The organism is Trinickia sp. (assembly GCF_057351765.1).
Genome location: NZ_JBMRBK010000044.1, coordinates 54,612 through 70,990, shown reverse-complemented (window position 1 = coordinate 70,990; position 16,379 = coordinate 54,612). Strand labels below are relative to the sequence as shown.

18 protein-coding genes are annotated in these 16,379 nt (G+C 63.5%); 8 read left to right on the top strand and 10 right to left on the bottom strand.

Going from position 1 to position 16,379, the window contains the following annotated elements; all coding sequences use genetic code 11:
- Positions 1-45: 45 nt before the first annotated feature.
- The 4 genes from flgE to ACO1XS_RS12700 all read right to left on the bottom strand — a co-directional run bounded on the left by flgE (position 46) and on the right by ACO1XS_RS12700 (position 3,072).
- Positions 46-1,284 carry a flagellar hook protein FlgE gene (gene flgE, locus ACO1XS_RS12715; RefSeq protein WP_331571330.1) on the bottom strand — a complete coding sequence of 413 codons (1,239 nt, stop codon included), beginning with the start codon at positions 1,282-1,284 and terminating at the stop codon, positions 46-48.
- Between the two features lie 36 nt (positions 1,285-1,320).
- Positions 1,321-2,043 (bottom strand): flagellar hook assembly protein FlgD, encoded by a 723-nt coding sequence (locus tag ACO1XS_RS12710; RefSeq protein ID WP_331571331.1) that lies wholly within the window; start codon positions 2,041-2,043, stop codon positions 1,321-1,323.
- 11 nt (positions 2,044-2,054) lie between these two features.
- Positions 2,055-2,477, bottom strand: a complete 423-nt coding sequence (gene flgC, locus ACO1XS_RS12705) for a flagellar basal body rod protein FlgC (RefSeq protein ID WP_173255962.1) — start codon at positions 2,475-2,477, stop codon at positions 2,055-2,057.
- 82 nt (positions 2,478-2,559) lie between these two features.
- A complete protein-coding gene (locus ACO1XS_RS12700; protein WP_331571332.1) occupies positions 2,560-3,072 on the bottom strand; it encodes a flagellar basal body rod protein FlgB in 513 nt (170 codons plus the stop codon).
- 248 nt (positions 3,073-3,320) lie between these two features.
- Here ACO1XS_RS12700 and flgA point away from each other — a divergent pair, with 248 nt between their 5' ends.
- The 3 genes from flgA (at position 3,321) to ACO1XS_RS12685 (ending at position 5,644) form a co-directional block, all read left to right on the top strand.
- Positions 3,321-4,637: a flagellar basal body P-ring formation chaperone FlgA gene (flgA, locus tag ACO1XS_RS12695; RefSeq protein WP_486390822.1), complete on the top strand. Its 1,317-nt coding sequence runs from the start codon at positions 3,321-3,323 to the stop codon at positions 4,635-4,637.
- 144 nt (positions 4,638-4,781) lie between these two features.
- Positions 4,782-5,129, top strand: a complete 348-nt coding sequence (gene flgM / locus ACO1XS_RS12690) for a flagellar biosynthesis anti-sigma factor FlgM (RefSeq protein WP_331571335.1) — start codon at positions 4,782-4,784, stop codon at positions 5,127-5,129.
- A 74-nt stretch (positions 5,130-5,203) separates the two neighbouring features.
- The gene (locus tag ACO1XS_RS12685) at positions 5,204-5,644 is read left to right on the top strand and encodes a flagella synthesis protein FlgN (protein ID WP_331571337.1); all 441 of its coding nucleotides are present in this window, start codon (positions 5,204-5,206) and stop codon (positions 5,642-5,644) included.
- A gap of 6 nt (positions 5,645-5,650) precedes the next feature.
- Here ACO1XS_RS12685 and ACO1XS_RS12680 read toward each other — a convergent pair whose 3' ends face one another.
- Positions 5,651-6,031 (bottom strand): VOC family protein, encoded by a 381-nt coding sequence (locus ACO1XS_RS12680; protein WP_331571345.1) that lies wholly within the window; start codon positions 6,029-6,031, stop codon positions 5,651-5,653.
- Between the two features lie 101 nt (positions 6,032-6,132).
- Between ACO1XS_RS12680 and ACO1XS_RS12675 the strand changes: the two genes are divergently transcribed.
- The 3 genes from ACO1XS_RS12675 to ACO1XS_RS12665 are packed head-to-tail and all read left to right on the top strand — an operon-like array spanning position 6,133 to position 8,514.
- Positions 6,133-7,059, top strand: coding sequence for a hypothetical protein (locus ACO1XS_RS12675; RefSeq protein WP_486390821.1), 927 nt, complete (start codon positions 6,133-6,135; stop codon positions 7,057-7,059).
- A gap of 1 nt (position 7,060) precedes the next feature.
- Positions 7,061-7,768 carry a hypothetical protein gene (locus tag ACO1XS_RS12670; RefSeq protein ID WP_486390820.1) on the top strand — a complete coding sequence of 236 codons (708 nt, stop codon included), beginning with the start codon at positions 7,061-7,063 and terminating at the stop codon, positions 7,766-7,768.
- Complete coding sequence (locus ACO1XS_RS12665; protein WP_486390819.1) at positions 7,765-8,514, top strand: PP2C family serine/threonine-protein phosphatase; 750 nt, start codon at positions 7,765-7,767, stop codon at positions 8,512-8,514. Before ACO1XS_RS12670 ends, ACO1XS_RS12665 begins: the two co-directional genes overlap by 4 nt.
- Before the next feature lie 59 nt (positions 8,515-8,573).
- Here the strand turns inward: ACO1XS_RS12665 and ACO1XS_RS12660 are convergent, their stop codons facing one another.
- Genes ACO1XS_RS12660 through flhB form a run of 5 tightly spaced genes read right to left on the bottom strand, consistent with a single transcriptional unit; the run spans position 8,574 to position 15,383 of the window.
- A complete protein-coding gene (locus tag ACO1XS_RS12660) occupies positions 8,574-9,302 on the bottom strand; it encodes an RNA polymerase sigma factor FliA (protein ID WP_331570885.1) in 729 nt (242 codons plus the stop codon).
- A gap of 31 nt (positions 9,303-9,333) precedes the next feature.
- Positions 9,334-10,209 carry a MinD/ParA family ATP-binding protein gene (locus tag ACO1XS_RS12655; RefSeq protein WP_331570887.1) on the bottom strand — a complete coding sequence of 292 codons (876 nt, stop codon included), beginning with the start codon at positions 10,207-10,209 and terminating at the stop codon, positions 9,334-9,336.
- Complete coding sequence (gene flhF, locus ACO1XS_RS12650) at positions 10,202-12,085, bottom strand: flagellar biosynthesis GTPase FlhF (protein ID WP_331570889.1); 1,884 nt, start codon at positions 12,083-12,085, stop codon at positions 10,202-10,204. The genes ACO1XS_RS12655 and flhF overlap by 8 nt, the downstream gene beginning before the upstream one ends.
- On the bottom strand, positions 12,082-14,187 hold the full coding sequence (gene flhA, locus ACO1XS_RS12645) for a flagellar biosynthesis protein FlhA (protein WP_331570891.1): 2,106 nt from the start codon (positions 14,185-14,187) through the stop codon (positions 12,082-12,084). Before flhA ends, flhF begins: the two co-directional genes overlap by 4 nt.
- On the bottom strand, positions 14,184-15,383 hold the full coding sequence (gene flhB / locus ACO1XS_RS12640; protein WP_331570892.1) for a flagellar biosynthesis protein FlhB: 1,200 nt from the start codon (positions 15,381-15,383) through the stop codon (positions 14,184-14,186). Before flhB ends, flhA begins: the two co-directional genes overlap by 4 nt.
- 254 nt (positions 15,384-15,637) lie before the next feature.
- On the opposite strand from flhB, the gene ACO1XS_RS12635 reads away from it, so the two are divergent.
- Complete coding sequence (locus ACO1XS_RS12635; RefSeq protein ID WP_331570893.1) at positions 15,638-15,931, top strand: type II toxin-antitoxin system TacA family antitoxin; 294 nt, start codon at positions 15,638-15,640, stop codon at positions 15,929-15,931.
- A complete protein-coding gene (locus ACO1XS_RS12630; RefSeq protein ID WP_331570895.1) occupies positions 15,909-16,376 on the top strand; it encodes a GNAT family N-acetyltransferase in 468 nt (155 codons plus the stop codon). Before ACO1XS_RS12635 ends, ACO1XS_RS12630 begins: the two co-directional genes overlap by 23 nt.
- Positions 16,377-16,379 lie beyond the last annotated feature (3 nt).

Sequence of the window (16,379 nt, the reverse complement as noted above, 5' to 3'; positions counted from 1 at the left end):
TCCGATGAAGTCGTGAGTGCCCGGTCCTGAGAAGCGCAAAGCCGCTTACAGGTTGATGACGGCCTGGTCGACCGCCTGCTGCGTCTTGATCGTCTGCGCGTTCGCCTGGTAGTTGCGCTGCGCCGTGATCAGGTTGACGAGCTGCTTCGTCAGATCGACGTTCGACTCTTCGACCGCGCCGCCTTGCAGCGTGCCGTGGTTCGTCGAGCCCGGCGCCGAGATCTGCGGTACGCCGGAAGCCGCTGTTTCGGCGAACTGATTGCCGCCGAGATCCTGCAGCCCGTTCGGGTCCGAGAAATTCGCGAGCACGATCTGGCCGAGCGGCTGCGACTTGCCGTTCGAATAGTTGCCGGTGATCGTGCCGTCGTCGGCGATCGAGAAGTTCGTCAACTGGCCGCTGGCGTAACCGTCCTGCGCGAGGCTGTTCACGCCGTCCTTGCTGCCGTACTGCGTCGTGCCGCTCAGATTCAGCGTCAGCGCCTGCGGCGACGTGCTGCCGTCGGAGTTCGTAATGTTGAAGGTCAGCATGCCGGTGCCCGAGCTCGTTGCGGGTGCCGTGGCGGTCGTGGTCGAAAGCGCGCCCGCCGTGTCGAAGCCGACCGCGCCGACCTTGCTGACCGTGCCGGTCGCCGTGCCGGAGTACACGTCCCACGCACCCGATCCGGTCTTGACGAAGTACATGTTGACCTGCTGCGAACCGCCGAGCGAGTCGTAGCTCTGGATCGACGTCGAATAGTTGTAGGTCAGCGAGTTCGTTGCCGAAAAAGGCGTGACGGTCGGTACCGTGTCCTGCGAATTCAGGTTCAGTTGCGCCGTGATGTTCGTCGTCGCGAGCGGGGCGATATTCGTCGTCGGCACCTGGATAGGCACCGTCGAAGCGGTGTTGATGACGCCGTTCGCACCGGCCGCATAGCCCATCAGCTTGAGACCCTGCGCGTCGGTGATATAGCCGCTCTTGTCCATCTGGAAGACGCCGTCACGCGAGTAGGTCAGCGTGCCGTTGTTCGACATCTGGTAAAAGCCCGTGCCGTTGATGGCCACGTTGAGCGCCTGGCCCGTGGTGTTGATCGTGCCTTGCGAAAAATCCTGCTGGACGCTGGCGAGCCGCGTGCCGAGACCGATCTGGTTGCTCACGGTCGTGGCGATCGTATTGGCGTAGACGTCGGCGAACTGCGCCGTGCTTTCCTTGAAGCCCGTCGTGTTCGCATTCGCGATGTTGTTGCCGATGACATCGAGGTCGTTCGCCGATGCGGACAAGCCGCTCAAACCTTGTTGGTAGCCCATTGTCGGGTCTCCTGCGCGAGTGTTCTGGAAGAAGGGTTAGAGGATCGCTGCGACGCTCGTCGAATCGACCGTGGTGCCGTTTCTGAGCAGCAGGCCCTGCTTGCCCGAGCTCTGCTGCACGACGCTCACCACCTGCTGGCCCGTCAGGGTCGTAATGCCCGTGGCCGAGGTGCCGGCGCTCGTCGTGCCTTGCGCCGAAATCGTGTAGGTGCCATCGGGCAGCGTGTTGCCCGATGCGTCGGTCGGCGTCCAGCCCACCGGCACCGTGCCGGCTGCCTGCGCGCCGAGGTCGACGCTATTGACTACGTTGCCCGACGAATCCTTGATCGTGACCTTCAGATCCGTGACCGCTTGCGAAAGCGTGAAGCCGAAGCCCGACGAGCTGCCGCTCGACACCGTCGCGGTGTTGCCCGGCACGAGCACGTTCTGGCCGATGAGCAGCGAGGTCTGCGCGTTCTGGCCGGCGGCGAGCTGCGAGGCGAGCGAGGTGAGCGATGTATTGAGCTGGCTGATCCCCGTTACCGTATTGATCTGGGCCAGCTGCGAAGTCATCTGCGAGCTGTCCATCGGATTGGTCGGGTCCTGGTTCTTCAACTGCGTGACGAGCAGCTGCAGAAAGGTGTTCTGCAGATCGGTCGTCGCGTTGCCGGTGGACGACGTGCTCGACGAACCGGACGACGAAGACGCTCCGTTCATCGTGTCGAGCAGCGACTGCGAGACCGTGCCGCCGGAGGCGATGGTCGTACTGGATGAAGTCACGAAGTTTCTCCTCAGGTGCCGATCGTGAGTGTTTTCAGCATCAGGTTCTTGGCCGTGTTCAACGTCTCGACGTTGGCCTGATACGAGCGCGATGCCGAGATCATGTTGACCATTTCCTGGACCGGATCGACGTTCGGACGCGTGACGTAGCCGTTCTCGTCCGCCGAGGGGTTGCTCGGGTCGTAGGTGGTCTTCATCGGCGTGGGATCGTCGATGACGTTGCTCACCTGGACGCCGCCGATCTGCTGGCCCGACGCCGTGTGCGCGCCGCCCACCGGCTTGACCTGGAAAACGACCTGTTTCGCGCGGTACGGCTGGCCGTCCGGGCCCGTCGTGCTATCCGCGTTGGCGAGGTTCGACGCGGTTACGTTGAGCCGCTCGGACTGTGCCGAGAGCGCCGAACCGGCAACCGTGAAGATGTTCATCAATGACATGACGGCGTGGCCTCCTTGCTTTCCTGTTAATGCCCCGTAGCGATTTATTCGTTGGCTGCGGCGAAGTGTCTGGTGAGCGGCATCAGCCGCCCGACGTAATCGCCGCGAGCATCGTCTTGATCTGCTGCGTCAGAACCGTCATGCCCGATTCGTAATGCAGCGAGTTGTCCGCGAACTGCACGCGCTCCGCGTCGAGATCGACGGTGTTGCCGTCGAGCGCGGGCTGCGTCGGATTGCGGTATTTCAGTTGACCGTAGTCCTGGCTCGAGCCGCCCGTGGCCACGAGCCGCGCCTCGCCGGCCATATGGCCGGGCGCCGTCGCGTTCATCGCCATGCCGCTCGTCACACCGGCCGGTTGCGCCATGGCCAGCGGCGCGGCATTCGAAGTGCCGGCCACCGTCGCCGTGGCGCTCGTGCCGGGCGCACCCGCTTTTTTCAGGGCGCCGGCCAGCGACGAGGCGAAATCGACGTCGCGCGCCCGGTAGCCGGGCGTATCGGCGTTCGCGATGTTCGACGAGAGCAGCTCCTGCCGATAAGCGCGCACATCGAGCGCTTCACGGCCGAAGGCGAATTCGGCATCGAGTTTGTCCAGCATCGAATGTTTCTCCGTTGCCAAGCAATGAGTCAGGCGGTTCGCCTTGTCGGAGAGCCCTGTAGCGCCGTCCGGCAAGACCTTTTTGCATGGACTGCATCTTATGGGCGGCGGTCAAGTACCAATCGGACGAATAACCGGGGAAGCAGGCCTCTATTCAACGTTTGCGCGATGGGGCGGGCTTCTAGAATTCGTTGTCATGACGAGCTCGCGCTTCGAGGGCTGTCCGAAGTTCGATGGAGAAACACACGATGTCGCTTTTCGCCGCCACCGCAGTTTCGCGCTCAGCACGGCCCGCCGCCGCGCGGACGGCGCGCGAACGCGCTTCGCGCTCGCTCGCCGGTGCTGTTCTAGGGCTCGCGGCGTCGGTCGTGACGTGCCTGGGCCTGGCAACGGCGGCCCATGCCCAGCCAACGGGCGGCACGCAGATTTACATTCCCGGGCCCGGCGAGCGTTCGGCAGCGCCGGCCGCCCCGGCCGTCGGCACCCTGAGCGCCACCAGCGGCCCTGGCGGTATGGTGGGCAACGGTAGCGAGGCACCGGGGGGCATGATTACGATCCCCGGTCCGGGCGAGCGCCCGGTACAGCCGGGCGCGACGGCCGGCGTGATCACCATTCCAGGACCGGGCGAACAGGCCGCGGCTCAACCCGCGTCCCGCAGCGCGCTGCCGCATGTGGCGGCCATGCAGGCCACGTCCCGGGTAATCCCGGTTGTCGTCACGCCTTCGCCGCGCGCGACCAGGGCCGCGCAGCCGATTCCGATCGACCGGCCGGCCAGCGCGGGCGGGCCGAGCGCGGCGGCCACGAACGGCGCTTCGCAGGCCGCAAGGCTCGCCGAAACCGGCACACCCGCCACACCCGCACAAACTGCGGCACGGACTGTCGAAACCACCGCCCCGCCGGCCAACGCGGCACCCACACCGGTCGCGGCCGCCGTGCCGGCCGGCCAGCAGGACGGCGAATCCGTTCGCCGCACCGCGCTGACGTTTTTGCAGCAGCAATCGGCCGGCTTGCCGGGCAAGATCACGATCACCGTCGCGCCCGCCTTCCCGCGCGGCCTCGCCTCGTGCACGACGCTGGTGCCGTTCATGCCACCGGGCGCGCGCCTGTGGGGCCGCACCACGGTGGGCGTGCGCTGCGCCGGCGAACGGCCGTGGACGCTTTATTTGCAAGCGCGCGTTTCGCTCGAAGCCACCTACTATCTCGCCGCGCGGCAGATCGAACCGGGTGCGGTGGTTTCTCCGGCCGATCTGATGACACGTGAAGGCGACCTCGCCAACCTGCCGCGCACCATCGTGACCGATCCCTCGCAAGCCGTCGGCGCCGTCGCGCTCGCGCGGATCGGCGCGGGCTCGCCGCTGCGCGAGGACATGCTGCGCAGCGCCAGTTCCGTGACGATCGGTCAGATGGTCAGGGTGATCGCGGTGGGCACCGGATTCTCGATTTCGTCCGAAGGCGCCGTCATGAACAACGCGTCGCCGGGACAACAGGTGCGGGTCAAGACCGCGGGGGGCCAGATCATTTCGGGAATCGTCAAGGACGGTTCCACCGTGGAAATTCAGATGTAACGGGGACAGACCGGAGCGCCTACGGCCTCGGGACTGAAGGGAAAGGAGACCAGTTGAGGGGGGAGGCGACGGACTCGATTGCGCTAAAGTTCGACTTGGGTGTGCCGATATCACATTCAAATCGAGAACCTTGGGAAGCCAATCGTGAAAATCGACTCCTCCACCAACTCCAGCGTGTCGTCGCCCAAGGGCGGCGTCCAAAACGCGCGCCAGGGAGATTCGGCCCCGGCGGTCAATACTGCCGGCACGGCGGGCGCGGGTGCGGCCGGCGCATCGGCCGGCGGCGATGCGAGCGTCAGCTTGTCGGGCCTTTCGTCCCAGCTGCGTTCGCTCGCGGCATCGGGCGCAGCCGACATCGATGTTGCGCAAGTCGAATCGATCAAGCAGGCCATCAAGGACGGCACGCTGTCGATCGATACGGGCAAGATCGCGGACGGCATCCTCGAAACCGCGCGCAATTTGTTGCAAAAACCTCAATCGTCCGGCGGCTGAGGCCGTTCAAGCACGGCATTGTTGCGGGGCGATTCTGATGAACGAGCGCTCACGCGCGAATTTTGGCGAATCCGATGAAAGACGCCCTGCTCAATACCGTGACGGAAGAACATGCGACGCTCGAGGCGTTTGCGTCGCTGCTGGTCTATGAGGAAAAAGCGCTCGCTGCTGTGTCACCGCTCGAGACGCTGCCTGCCATCCTCGAAAAGAAAACCGAATTGACCGACAAGCTCGCGTCGCTGGAGAAAGCGCGCGACGCTCAACTGAAGGCGCTCGGCCTGCCTGCCGGTAAGCGCGGCATGGAGCTCGCGAGCGCGGACGAGCCCCGGCTCGCCCAGCAATGGAAGCTGCTTCAGGACGTGGTCGATCGCGCCCGGCGCGCCAATATGACCAACGGGCTCATGATTCGCGTGCGCATGAATTACAACGAGAAGGCGCTGGCGATCTTGCGTGGGTCGGCGTCGAAGGGAACAGCCGGCGTGTATGGGCCGGATGGGCGGGTTTCGACCGTTTAACGTCCTTTACTCTGCAAAATTCAGCTCGACACCGTTGCCGGCTGGATCGGCAAGAAAGAGCTGGTCCGTTCGGGTCAGCGGCACGTGCGATTGCCGAAACGCGATACCGCGTGCGTGCAGGCGCGCTTCGAATTCGTCGAGTCCGGTGCATGAAAAAGCCACATGGTCGAATGTGCCATGCACATGCGTGTCACGCACTTCGCCCGGACGGACTTCACTCAGATGCAGCACGGGTTGTTCGCCGATATAGAGCCAATAGCCGAAATGCGCGAACGGCGGCCGCTCGCCGACCCGCAGACCGATGACATCGACATAGAAATCGCGCAGCGCGTCGAGTGTGCGTCGATCGGCTCGCAAGTTGAAGTGGTTGAAACCAGTCAAGGGCATAAAGAATCCTCCGCATGCAGACGCCAGGTCCTGGCGTTCGTCGCTTCGGAGAATGGTAGCGCAGCCCGCGCGTTCGCGGCGTCCCGGCTCATGCGCCGTCGATGCCGGCCAAGCTTGCGCGGCACCCGCAGCGGCTACGTCGTCCGCCTCGTCCAAAACACGCTTCGCCGCCACCTCGATTCGGCGCCGTAGCGCTGCATGCGCTCCATCAGATAGCGTACGAATACGGCGTTAGCGCGCTCGGCATACGCACGTGCCGCATCCCATCGGTCATCGATCATGCCGACGATGGCGGGCGCGGCGGCCCTATTGACAGAGCTGGTAAATCACGAAAGAATCTGTCCACTGTCCATGGACCGTGGACAGACGTTTTTCGGCGCACCATGAAAAGTCAAGACATTTTTCTTCTGCTCAAGCTCGCGGCATTGGAGCGGCAGGCCGAACCCGCAACCGCGGCCCCTAGCAAGCCGTCCAACGACTTCGCCGCAGACATCGCACCTAAACACGAGACTGCCGAAGAGGACGCTGGGAGCATGCTGCCGTTCACATCGAACCTCGAATTAGACCCTTATAGCGTGCGTGGCTTGTCGAGCGCCACCGGCATCAGCAAGTCTGAAATCAGCAATGCCCTCGGGCGCTGCTATGCCAGCGGCCTTGCCAAACCGCAACGGCAGGGCAGTGGCCCTGTCGTCAACCGCCGGGCGCTCGAAGAATTCCTTTCGCATGGCGTGAGGTTCGTATTCCCCGCGCAAACGCTTGGCCTGGCGCGAGGCATTCCTACAGGGCTCACGGCACCTATTTTTGAAGGCATTCTCCGCAACGCCGGAGAGCATTCGCCGGTCTGGCCGGATCCGCGTGGCGATACGCTCGGGCTTGCGGTGGAGCCGCTGTACAAGACCGTGACGACCGCAATCCGTGACGACGAGACGCTCTATAAATTGCTGGCGATCGTGGATTCGATCCGCCTCGGCCAGCCTCGCGAACGCAAGCTCGCCATCGCACAACTACATGGGCTCCTGAATTTCTGAAATGACTACCATCGACGATCACATCACGATGATCCGAGCGGTCGCGAAAGCGATGGGACCCGAACTCTGCCAGAACGTAGCGTTCGTTGGCGGCTGCACCACGGCCCTGCTGCTGACTGATCTCTACACCAAGCAACAGGTCCGGCACACGGATGACGTTGACCTCATCGTGCATGTACTGAGCTACGCACATTGGGAGAAACTGAAGGCGCAGCTACGCGAAAAAGGCTTTCACGAACAGCCTGACGATGAGGCATCGATCTGCGCGATGTTCCTGGCTGACTTGCGTGTCGATTTCATGCCTGACGACGCGGAAATCCTCAAGTTTGGGAATGCATGGTATCGAGACGCCCTTGAAAGTGCCGAACTCCGTGATATCGGTGAAGGCGTGGCGGTCAAAATTGTCCGCCCCGTGCATTTCGTTGCCACGAAGCTCGCGGCATATCTCTCGCGTGGGAACAACGATCCATTGGAGAGCAACGACCTGGAAGATATTTTGACTTTGCTCGACGGCCGCCCCGAAATTGCCGACGAAATATTGCACGCCGATGCCGAAATACGCGCATACATCAGTTCGCAGCTAGCCGCACTCCAAGAGCACCGGGACTTCGAATATGCAATCGCGGCGGCAAGCAACGGAAATGCAGCGCGTGAAGAAGTGATCAACAAACGTGTCGATCTCATCGTCTCCTTCACAAAGCTCACATGAACGATCGAATCCTTGCCAAGTGGCAGTGGTACAGCGAGCAAGGAACGACTTGCGCCGAGAACCGGGATGCATGTGGCATTTTTGAATGCGCGACCTACACCTTCTCTGTCGTCATGGATGCCTCACCTCGCGGTGAACGTGGAATCCAATTCAATGCCTGCTGGATCTCACAGGTTCTCGACCGCATGAGCGCTGAACTGCCTTCAGCAACGTCCGTACTTTCAGCGCTTCACGATGGGCAAAAGCATCTGCGCGCCGAGCGATTCTTTGCAGAGAAAGCGTCGTATGTCGCCATTCTGCTTCCACATACAACGCAAGACGCTTATGTCTTTTTCTGCGGCGATTGCTCGTTTGGAGTCCAGTCTCCGGACGGGAATATCGAATGGCTAACCCGAACCCACACACTGGCCAACGCATCCGAAAAGTTCGGTATTAATGCAGATGCATCGAAACGGCACGTCGTCACGCGGACGCTGAATGGGAGACGGTTCCAAGCGCCGGAGGTCCAGGCAATACCTGCGCATGCTTCTGGATTGTGGGTACTGGCTACGGACGGCTATCGCTACCGAGAAACAGACGATACAGGGTATCCGCAGGACGATTGCAGTGCCCTGCTCATAGGAAGCGGCCTCGAAGCCGCGCCCGCGACGGAGCATACCAACCTATTCGTGCGGACGTCGCCGACAGCGAGCGAAGCAGACGGCATACCGGAAGATGGTGACGGCATCGCCCTCCCACTACATTGACCCGCGATACGTGTAGTCGCATTAAACGCCCCGCCGGACCTGGCGACGATCTCAAGCCCTTACTCCACACTCGCCCAAGCCATCTCCCGCAACCGCGCCCGCAACCGCGCCACTGCCTGGCTATGCAGCTGGCACACACGCGATTCGCTCACTTCCATCACCGCCCCGATCTCGCGCAGGTTCATCCCGCGCTCGTAATAAAGCGACATCAAAAGCTTCTCGCGCTCCGGCAGCTTGTCGATCGCCTCGACCAGCGCAGCACGCAGACTTTCATCGAGCAGCGCCGAAAGCGGGTCCGTGTGATCGACACAGTAACGATCGAGAAACGGCTCGTCATCGGCCGAACGATCGAAGTCTTCGTAATAGATCAGCTGCGAGCCATGCAGGTCCTGCAGCATCGACTGAAAACTATCGAGCGGCATCTTCAGATGATCGGCCACCTCGGTCTCGCTGGCCGAGCGGCCCAGCCGCTGTTCGACCTGATGCACGGCCGACTCCACCTCACGCGACGTCTTGCGCAGCGAACGCGGCAACCAGTCGTTGTTGCGCAGCTCGTCGAGCATCGCGCCACGAATCCGCTGGCTCGCATAAGTTTCGAATTGCGCGCCCTGGTCTTCCTTATAGCGGCTCGCCGCATCGAGCAAACCGATCATGCCCGCCTGAATCAAATCGTCGAGATCGACGCTCGCCGGCATCTTTGCCACGAGCTGCAAACCCAGCCTGCGCACCAGCGGCGCATATTGCTCCAAGACTTCCGTCTGGGACATTTTCCCTTGAGCGTTGTACATCGAGGGCCCCCTTCTCCTTGTCCCTAACGTTTCAAGCATGTTGACGCGCGGTCGGTGCGTCGGCGAGCGCCGACGCCGGCATGGCCGTGCGTACCTTTGTTGTCGATGCGCACGACGAAAGCGCCGGGCGCATCGGCCAGTAAAGCATCTCGGCAGCGATGTGCCGGAAATCGCGCGCGGACGGCGCGGACGGAAACGCGTCGACGACGCATCGTCCAAGCTCGAGCGAACGCTCCATGAATGCGTCCTCCGCCACGCAGCCGGCGTCCGCAATCGAAACCGTCAGATAGCGCGCGGCCACCTCGGCGAGGTTCTCGAACGCCGTATGCGCATCGGAGTGGCTCGAAACGTGATTCACGAGCACGCGGAACTGCGCAATCGCGTGTTCGTAATGCAGCCGCTTCATGCCGGCATACGCCTCGGTAATCGCCTGCGCCGCCACACGCGTGACGATCATCACGTCATTCGCCTGCGAGGCCAGCGCCGAGAGCATGCCGCGGCGGTCGAGCCGCGCATCAATGAGCACCACGTCGGCCGGTCCGGCGAGGAGCGCGCCGAGTTGCTCGGCGCTACAACCCGCGCAGTTCTCACGCGAGGCGGCGAGCACCGAAAACCCGAGCGGATGGCGCCGCGCAGCCTCTTCGATGCCGATGTCGCCGGCGAGGAACGCCCGCAGATTGCCCGCGCCGCTCACGCCGCCCAACATCGCCGATACGGACTTCGCGCCGAGACATTCGTCGATGACGAGGACATCCTTGCCGAGCCCGGCCAGCGCCGCAGCCAGATTGACGACCGTCGACGTGCAGCCCACGCCCACGGGCCCACCCGTGATGGCTACCACGCGCGAGCCGCTCTTCGCGAGCAGCCTGCGCAGCCCTTCGGCTTGATCGGTGACGTGCTTATCCAAAGCGGACCTCGTGCAGCTCAGCGTTCGTACGGCTGGAGAGCGAAGACAGCAAAGCAGGGATATCGTCGTCGTGCGGCACGAACGGCGAGCGGTCGCGCGGAATGCAGAACGCGCTCTTGATCAGAAACTTCTTCGTCGCGACGTAAAGATTCTCGGGCACCTTCTGTCCCGTCGACACGTAGTGCACCGGCAGCTTGTAGCGGATCACCGTATCGAGCACGCCACCCAGATTCGTGGCTTCGTCGAGCTTCGTCAGAATGCAGCCGGCAAGCTCAGGCTGGCCTTCGGCGCTGCGATAAGCCTGCACGACTTCGTTGAGCGTATCGCCGTGGCTCGTCGCATTGAGCAGCAACAGGCGCTGCACCGGTAGCCCGGCTCCGCACAGCATCGCGATCTGGTCCGAGACCGTGCGATCGCGCTGGCTCATGCCGATCGTATCGATCAATACGATGTGCTTGTTGCGCAGCTCGGCGAGCGCCAGTTGCAAATCGGCGCCATCTTTCACGGCATGCACCGATACGCCGAGAATCTTGCCGAAGATGCGCAGTTGCTCGTGGCCGCCGATCCGGTAGCTGTCGGTGGACAGCAGCGCGACCTTGCTCGCGCCGAAGCGCATGACGCAGCGCGCCGCCAGCTTGGCCGTCGTCGTGGTCTTGCCGACGCCCGTCGGACCCATCAGCGCGAACACGCCGCCGCGCTCCATCAGTGCCTCTTCGTTCTCGAGCACGGGCAGGTTGGCGCCGAGCACCGACTGCACCCACTCCATGCCGGCATCGGCATTCTCGAGCTCGGGCATGCGCTCGACCATCATCCGCACGAGCTGAGCGGAAAACCCGGCCGCAAAAAGCTGCTTCGTGAGCGTGCTCTGCAGGGGGTTGCGGCGTTGGCGCTCGCCCCACAGCAGACCCGCGAACTGCTCTTCCATCATCCCGCGCATCGACGAAAGCTCGCTCATCACGGTCTGATTGACCACTTCCTCGATGCGCGCGCGAACCGCGTCGACCATGGCTGCCGTGTCTTCGGCGCTACTGCTTTTGGCTCCGACGCCGTCGAACGCAGGCGCGATGCGCGGCATGGCGCGGCGCGCGGCCACTTGCGCGGCCTCATGCGCCCAGTCGGGGAGTTCCCCGGCGACCAGCTCTTCCGGCGAAAGAATCTTGCCGGGCGTGCCGAGTCCCTTCGCGGCGGCAGCAGCGGGCGTCATTGCATGCGTGCGCGCCGTATGAGCGGCTTGAGCAGGCTCGGCGCCACGCTGCTGCGAGGCGATGCGCTGCGCATGATCGATGAGCCACGGGTTCGATTCGGCCAGCGTCGGCGATGTTTCGGCGACGGCGGGCTCAGCCGGGCGCGCGGTCCGTACCGGCCGGGCCGTCGAGGGCGCGGCGTGGGCCGCGTTTGCTTCGGCGCGCGGCTCGCGCGAGGCCATGCCTGCCGGATGGCCACCGGCCGCGCTGCTGCCGCCGCCGAGGGCGGTGGTGGCAGTGTTGAGCGGCATTGCAGCAGGCGCACCGCTCGTACCCAGACCGGCTTCCGGGCTCGCCCCGAAAACAGCCGAGAACACGTCCGGCATGCCGTTCGCGTACGGATTGATCGGCGCCATGCCGGGCGCGGCAGCGACGGGCGGCATCAAGGTCTGCGATGGCGCGGGCAGCGAAGCGGCCGGCGCGCGACGCGGCGAATGACTCATGCCTTGCGCCGCATCTTCGCCGGCGTTGGGTGCGATGGCCGCGAAATCCGTATCGGCAAGCGCCACGATTTCGACGGTGCCGTCGTCGTTCGTGCGGTTGGACAGGACGACTGCGTCGGCACCGAGAGCCTCGCGCACGAGACGCAAAGCGTCGCGACTCGTTGCACCAATGAATTTACGAATGTTCAAGCTAGACCCCCGATGAGGTTGACGACTTTGATCGTGCGTGACTCGGGCACTTCAGCGTACGAGAGCACTTTCAATTGCGGCAGGCTGCGGCGCAAAAACCGCGCGAGCATCGTGCGCAGCGCGTGCTGCACGAGCAGCACAGGCGGCAGCCCGGAGTTTTGTTGACGGGCGATCGCGCGTTGCGTCTCCGTCAGAAGCGAGTGAGCGAGACCCGGCTCGAGCCCGGGGTTGGCACCGGTCGAGAGCGCTTGCGAGAGCACGCGCTCCAGATTCGCGTCGAGCCCCATCACCTGCATTTCGCCCGCGCCCGGATACCACTGCTGCGTGATTGCGCGGCCCAGCGCGAGGCGGACGACGGCGGTCAGTTCGTGCGCGTCGCCGGTCTTGCCGGTCTGCTCGCACAGCGCTTCGAGGATCGTGCGCATATCGCGGATGGGCACGGCTTCCTCGAGCAGGTTTTGCAGGACCTTTTGCAGCGTCGAAAGCGAGAGCGTCTTCGGCACGAGGTCTTCGACGAGCGAGGGTGCATCCTTGCCGATACGCGTGATGAGGGCCTGCACTTCCTGCCGGCCGAGCAGCTCGGCGGCATGTTGAACGACGAGATGATTCAGATGCGTGGCGACGACGGTGCTCGCATCGACGACGGTGTAGCCATAGACCTGCGCCTGTTCGCGCAGGTTGGTATCGATCCAGACCGCGGGCAGACCGAAGGCCGGATCCTGGGTCGGCGTGCCCGGCAGGGCGGCCGAGACCTGCCCCGGATTGATGGCGAGCCATTGGCCCGGATACGCTTCGCCGACGCCCACTTCCACACCCTTCAAGGCGATGCGATAGCCGTTGGGACGCAGCTCGAGGTTGTCGCGAATATGAATGACGGGCGGCAGGAAGCCGATTTCCTGGGCGAACTTCTTGCGGATGCTCTTGATGCGCTTGAGCAGCTCGCCGTCGGTGTTCTTGTCGACGAGCGGAATGAGGCGGTAGCCGACTTCGAGCCCGAGCGTATCGATGAGCGTCACGTCGTCCCAGCTCGCTTCGTGCGCTTCGGCGGGGGCGGTGACGGCCGGTGCCGCATCGACGAGGATGGCGCTCGCCTTCGCCTGCTCGGCACGCTTTTTCAGCATGCGGCTCAACTGGATCGCGCCGCCGCCCAGCAGCACGAACGCGAAGTGCGGCATGCCGGGAATGAGGCCGAGCACCATGATGATCACGCCCGTGATCATCAGCACGCGCGGGTTTGTGAAGAGCTGGCCCGTGAGCTGGGTGCCGATGTCCTCATCGGTGGCCACGCGCGAAACGATCACGCCGGCCGCGGTCGAAATGATCAGCGACGGGATTTGCGCGACGAGTCCGTCACCGATCGTGAGCAGCGTGTAGGTCGTGCCGGCCGATTCGAAATCCATGCCGTGCTGAACCATGCCGACGATGAGTCCGCCGAACACGTTGACGACCATGATGATGAGGCCCGCGATGGCGTCGCCGCGCACGAACTTCGAGGCACCGTCCATGGCGCCGTAGAACTCGGCTTCCTGCGACACGGCCAGGCGACGCTTGCGGGCGCCTTCCTCGTTGATGAGGCCCGCGTTCAGATCGGCGTCGATGGCCATCTGTTTGCCCGGCATCGCATCGAGCGTGAAGCGTGCCGCCACTTCGGCGATACGGCCCGCGCCCTTCGTGATCACCATGAAGTTGATGACCATGAGGATCGCGAAGACGACGATACCCACCGCGAAGTTGCCGCCGACGAGGAAGTGACCGAACGATTCGATCACGCGCCCCGCCGCGGCCGGCCCCGTGTGGCCTTCGAGCAGCACGACGCGCGTCGAGGCGACGTTCAGCGAGAGCCGCAGCAGCGTGGAGAACAGCAGCACGCTCGGGAAGGCCGCGAAATCGAGCGGCTTCATCGTGTACATGCTGACGAGCAGCACCATCACCGAGAGCGCGATGTTGAACGTGAAGAGCAGATCCAGCAGGAACGGCGGCAACGGCAGGATCATCATGCCGAGGATCATGCAGATCAGAACCGGACCTGCGAGCGCCCTCAGATTCGTGGCCGCCAGTGCCGGCGGCCGCTTGCCGAAGAAGCTTCCGACGCGCGCGTTCATGCCGAAGCTCCGTTGTCCGTGCCGAGCACATCGTCTTCTTCTTCACGCACGTCGCTATCCGAAATCGGGCTCTTGTCCATGCCAGCCGGCACGTCCAACTCCGTCGGCGCCGCGGGTACATCGCCGCCTTCGTCGCGGAAACGCCGCAGCTGATAGACCCATGCGAGCACTTCGGCGACCGCGCTGTAGAGCGGGCCCGGGATTTCGCGGTTGAGTTCGACGTTGTGATAGAGCGCGCGAGCAAGCGGCGGCGCTTCGAGAAGCGGCACGTTGTGCTCGCTGGCAAGCTCGCGAATCCGGGCGGCCACGAGGTTGACGCCCTTGGCGACGACCTTCGGTGCACGCATTTCGCCGTCGGCGTACTGCAGCGCGACCGCATAGTGGGTCGGGTTCGTGACCACGACGTCGGCCTTCGGCACGGCGCTCATCATGCGGCGGCGGGCGATGGCGCGCTGCTGCTGGCGAATGCGCCCCTTCACGTGGGGATCGCCTTCGCTTTCGCGGTGCTCTCGCTTCACTTCTTCCTTCGTCATGCGCAGTTTCTTGTGGAATTGCCAGATCTGGTACGGGACATCGAGCGCGGCAATCACGAAGATGCCGCCCACTGTCGTGGCGCAGCACACGGCGATCAGCGAAAGTCCATGGCCGACGGCGGCCGTCAGCGATTCGTTGGCGAGCGCGAGCAGCTCGTCCTTGCGATGCCAGACTGCGGTGCCGCCGATGCCACCGACCACGAGGACCTTGGCGATCGACATGCCGACCTGGATCGGACCGTTGAGCGAGAAGATGCGGCCGAAGCCGGCAATGGGATTGACGCGCTCGGGTTTGAACTGGAAAACGTTGGGGGACAGGAGCCAGCCGCCGATCACCATCGGCGCCGCGAGCGCTGCGACACCGGTCAGCGCAAGCACAGGCAGCACGGCCAGCAGCCCTTCGCGGCCCGCCGCGCCGGCGCCGATCAGCATGCGGTGCGTATCGACGACGCTCGCGTGGTTGAACGTGAACGCGCCGCGCAGCATCGTTTGCAGATGCGCGCCGATCGAACCGGAAAGGCCCCAGACACCGAAGAAGCCCGCCGCGAGCAACGCGAACGACGCGAGCTCCCGCGAACGCGCAACCTGCCCCTCTTCGCGCGCCTTCTCCAGGCGCCGCGGGGTGGCTGATTCGGTCTTCTCGAGGTCGCTATCCTCTGCCACAGGGTTTCTCCGCTCCAGGCACGGCAACATGCCGCTTCTTCATGGAGAGCGATTATTCCTGTTGGCGTCTATCGACGATCGGCGGATAAGGACGGGGAAAGGGGTGTATTTCGACTGATCGGTTGCGCGGGCTTAATAAGGGAAAACCCTTGATTGCGTGGGTTATTGATGGCCCGTTGCCGACCGCCCGGTGACAAAATGACGCCACCGGTCTATACTGCGAGTGACCATTTCTATCCGGCAACGAGGCCGCTATGCTCGCTCACACCAGTAAACGGCTCACCACGAGAATCACCGACCACGTGCAGGAAAAGCTGCAAGCGGCGGCGGACCTCGTGGGCGCCACTCTGAATCAGTTCGTCGTGCAAGCTGCACTCGAAAAGGCGGACAAGGTCATTGAAAGCGAGTCGACGATTGTCCTGACACGCCGCGAATCTTTAAGGCTGTTGGAACTGATCGAAAATCCGCCACCGCGCAACGAGAAGTTCGTGCAAGCGCAAGCCCGCTATAAGAGGATAAAGAACGGTGCTGGTTCTACCGCTAAGTAACGAGCACGACAGGAAGGGATTTGATTGCGGAAACGCCGAACTCAACAGTTGGTTCGCTCAGGTAGCCAGGCAACACAAGGAAAAAGGTATTTCTTCGACGTTTGTCGTCGTCGAGGAGGAAGCCAGCACCGAAGTGCAGGGCTTCTACGCTATCAGCCTGGCCGAGTTGGTGAATGCGGAATTGCCATCGCAGTATCGTAAGCGCTTGCCTACCAAGGTGCCCGCCTTCCGGCTTGGCCGATTGGCCACAGCTAAACCCCACGCAGGCAAAGGCATCGGAGAGTTCATGCTTTTCGATGCAATCGATCGCGTGACGCGCATTGCGACCGAGATCGGGGGGATCTGCCTGGTGGTCAATGCGAAGCCATCGGCGGTCGATTTCTATACGCGATACGGGTTCGAACAGATGGCAGATCATCCGCACAACCTGTTCCTGCCGCTCTGACGA

What these genes read in the sequence shown, in the direction of transcription:
- ACO1XS_RS12685 (WP_331571337.1), top strand. Translation starts at nt 5,204, where the DNA reads ATGAAAGACGCCCTGCTCAATACCGTGACGGAAGAACATGCGACGCTC.
- flgA (WP_486390822.1), top strand. Translation starts at nt 3,321, where the DNA reads ATGTCGCTTTTCGCCGCCACCGCAGTTTCGCGCTCAGCACGGCCCGCC.
- flgE (WP_331571330.1), bottom strand. Translation starts at nt 1,284, where the DNA reads ATGGGCTACCAACAAGGTTTGAGCGGCTTGTCCGCATCGGCGAACGAC.
- ACO1XS_RS12665 (WP_486390819.1), top strand. Translation starts at nt 7,765, where the DNA reads ATGAACGATCGAATCCTTGCCAAGTGGCAGTGGTACAGCGAGCAAGGA.
- ACO1XS_RS12670 (WP_486390820.1), top strand. Translation starts at nt 7,061, where the DNA reads ATGACTACCATCGACGATCACATCACGATGATCCGAGCGGTCGCGAAA.
- flgC (WP_173255962.1), bottom strand. Translation starts at nt 2,477, where the DNA reads ATGTCATTGATGAACATCTTCACGGTTGCCGGTTCGGCGCTCTCGGCA.
- ACO1XS_RS12635 (WP_331570893.1), top strand. Translation starts at nt 15,638, where the DNA reads ATGCTCGCTCACACCAGTAAACGGCTCACCACGAGAATCACCGACCAC.
- ACO1XS_RS12680 (WP_331571345.1), bottom strand. Translation starts at nt 6,031, where the DNA reads ATGCCCTTGACTGGTTTCAACCACTTCAACTTGCGAGCCGATCGACGC.
- ACO1XS_RS12660 (WP_331570885.1), bottom strand. Translation starts at nt 9,302, where the DNA reads ATGTACAACGCTCAAGGGAAAATGTCCCAGACGGAAGTCTTGGAGCAA.
- ACO1XS_RS12700 (WP_331571332.1), bottom strand. Translation starts at nt 3,072, where the DNA reads ATGCTGGACAAACTCGATGCCGAATTCGCCTTCGGCCGTGAAGCGCTC.
- ACO1XS_RS12675 (WP_486390821.1), top strand. Translation starts at nt 6,133, where the DNA reads ATGCCGGCCAAGCTTGCGCGGCACCCGCAGCGGCTACGTCGTCCGCCT.
- flhA (WP_331570891.1), bottom strand. Translation starts at nt 14,187, where the DNA reads ATGAACGCGCGCGTCGGAAGCTTCTTCGGCAAGCGGCCGCCGGCACTG.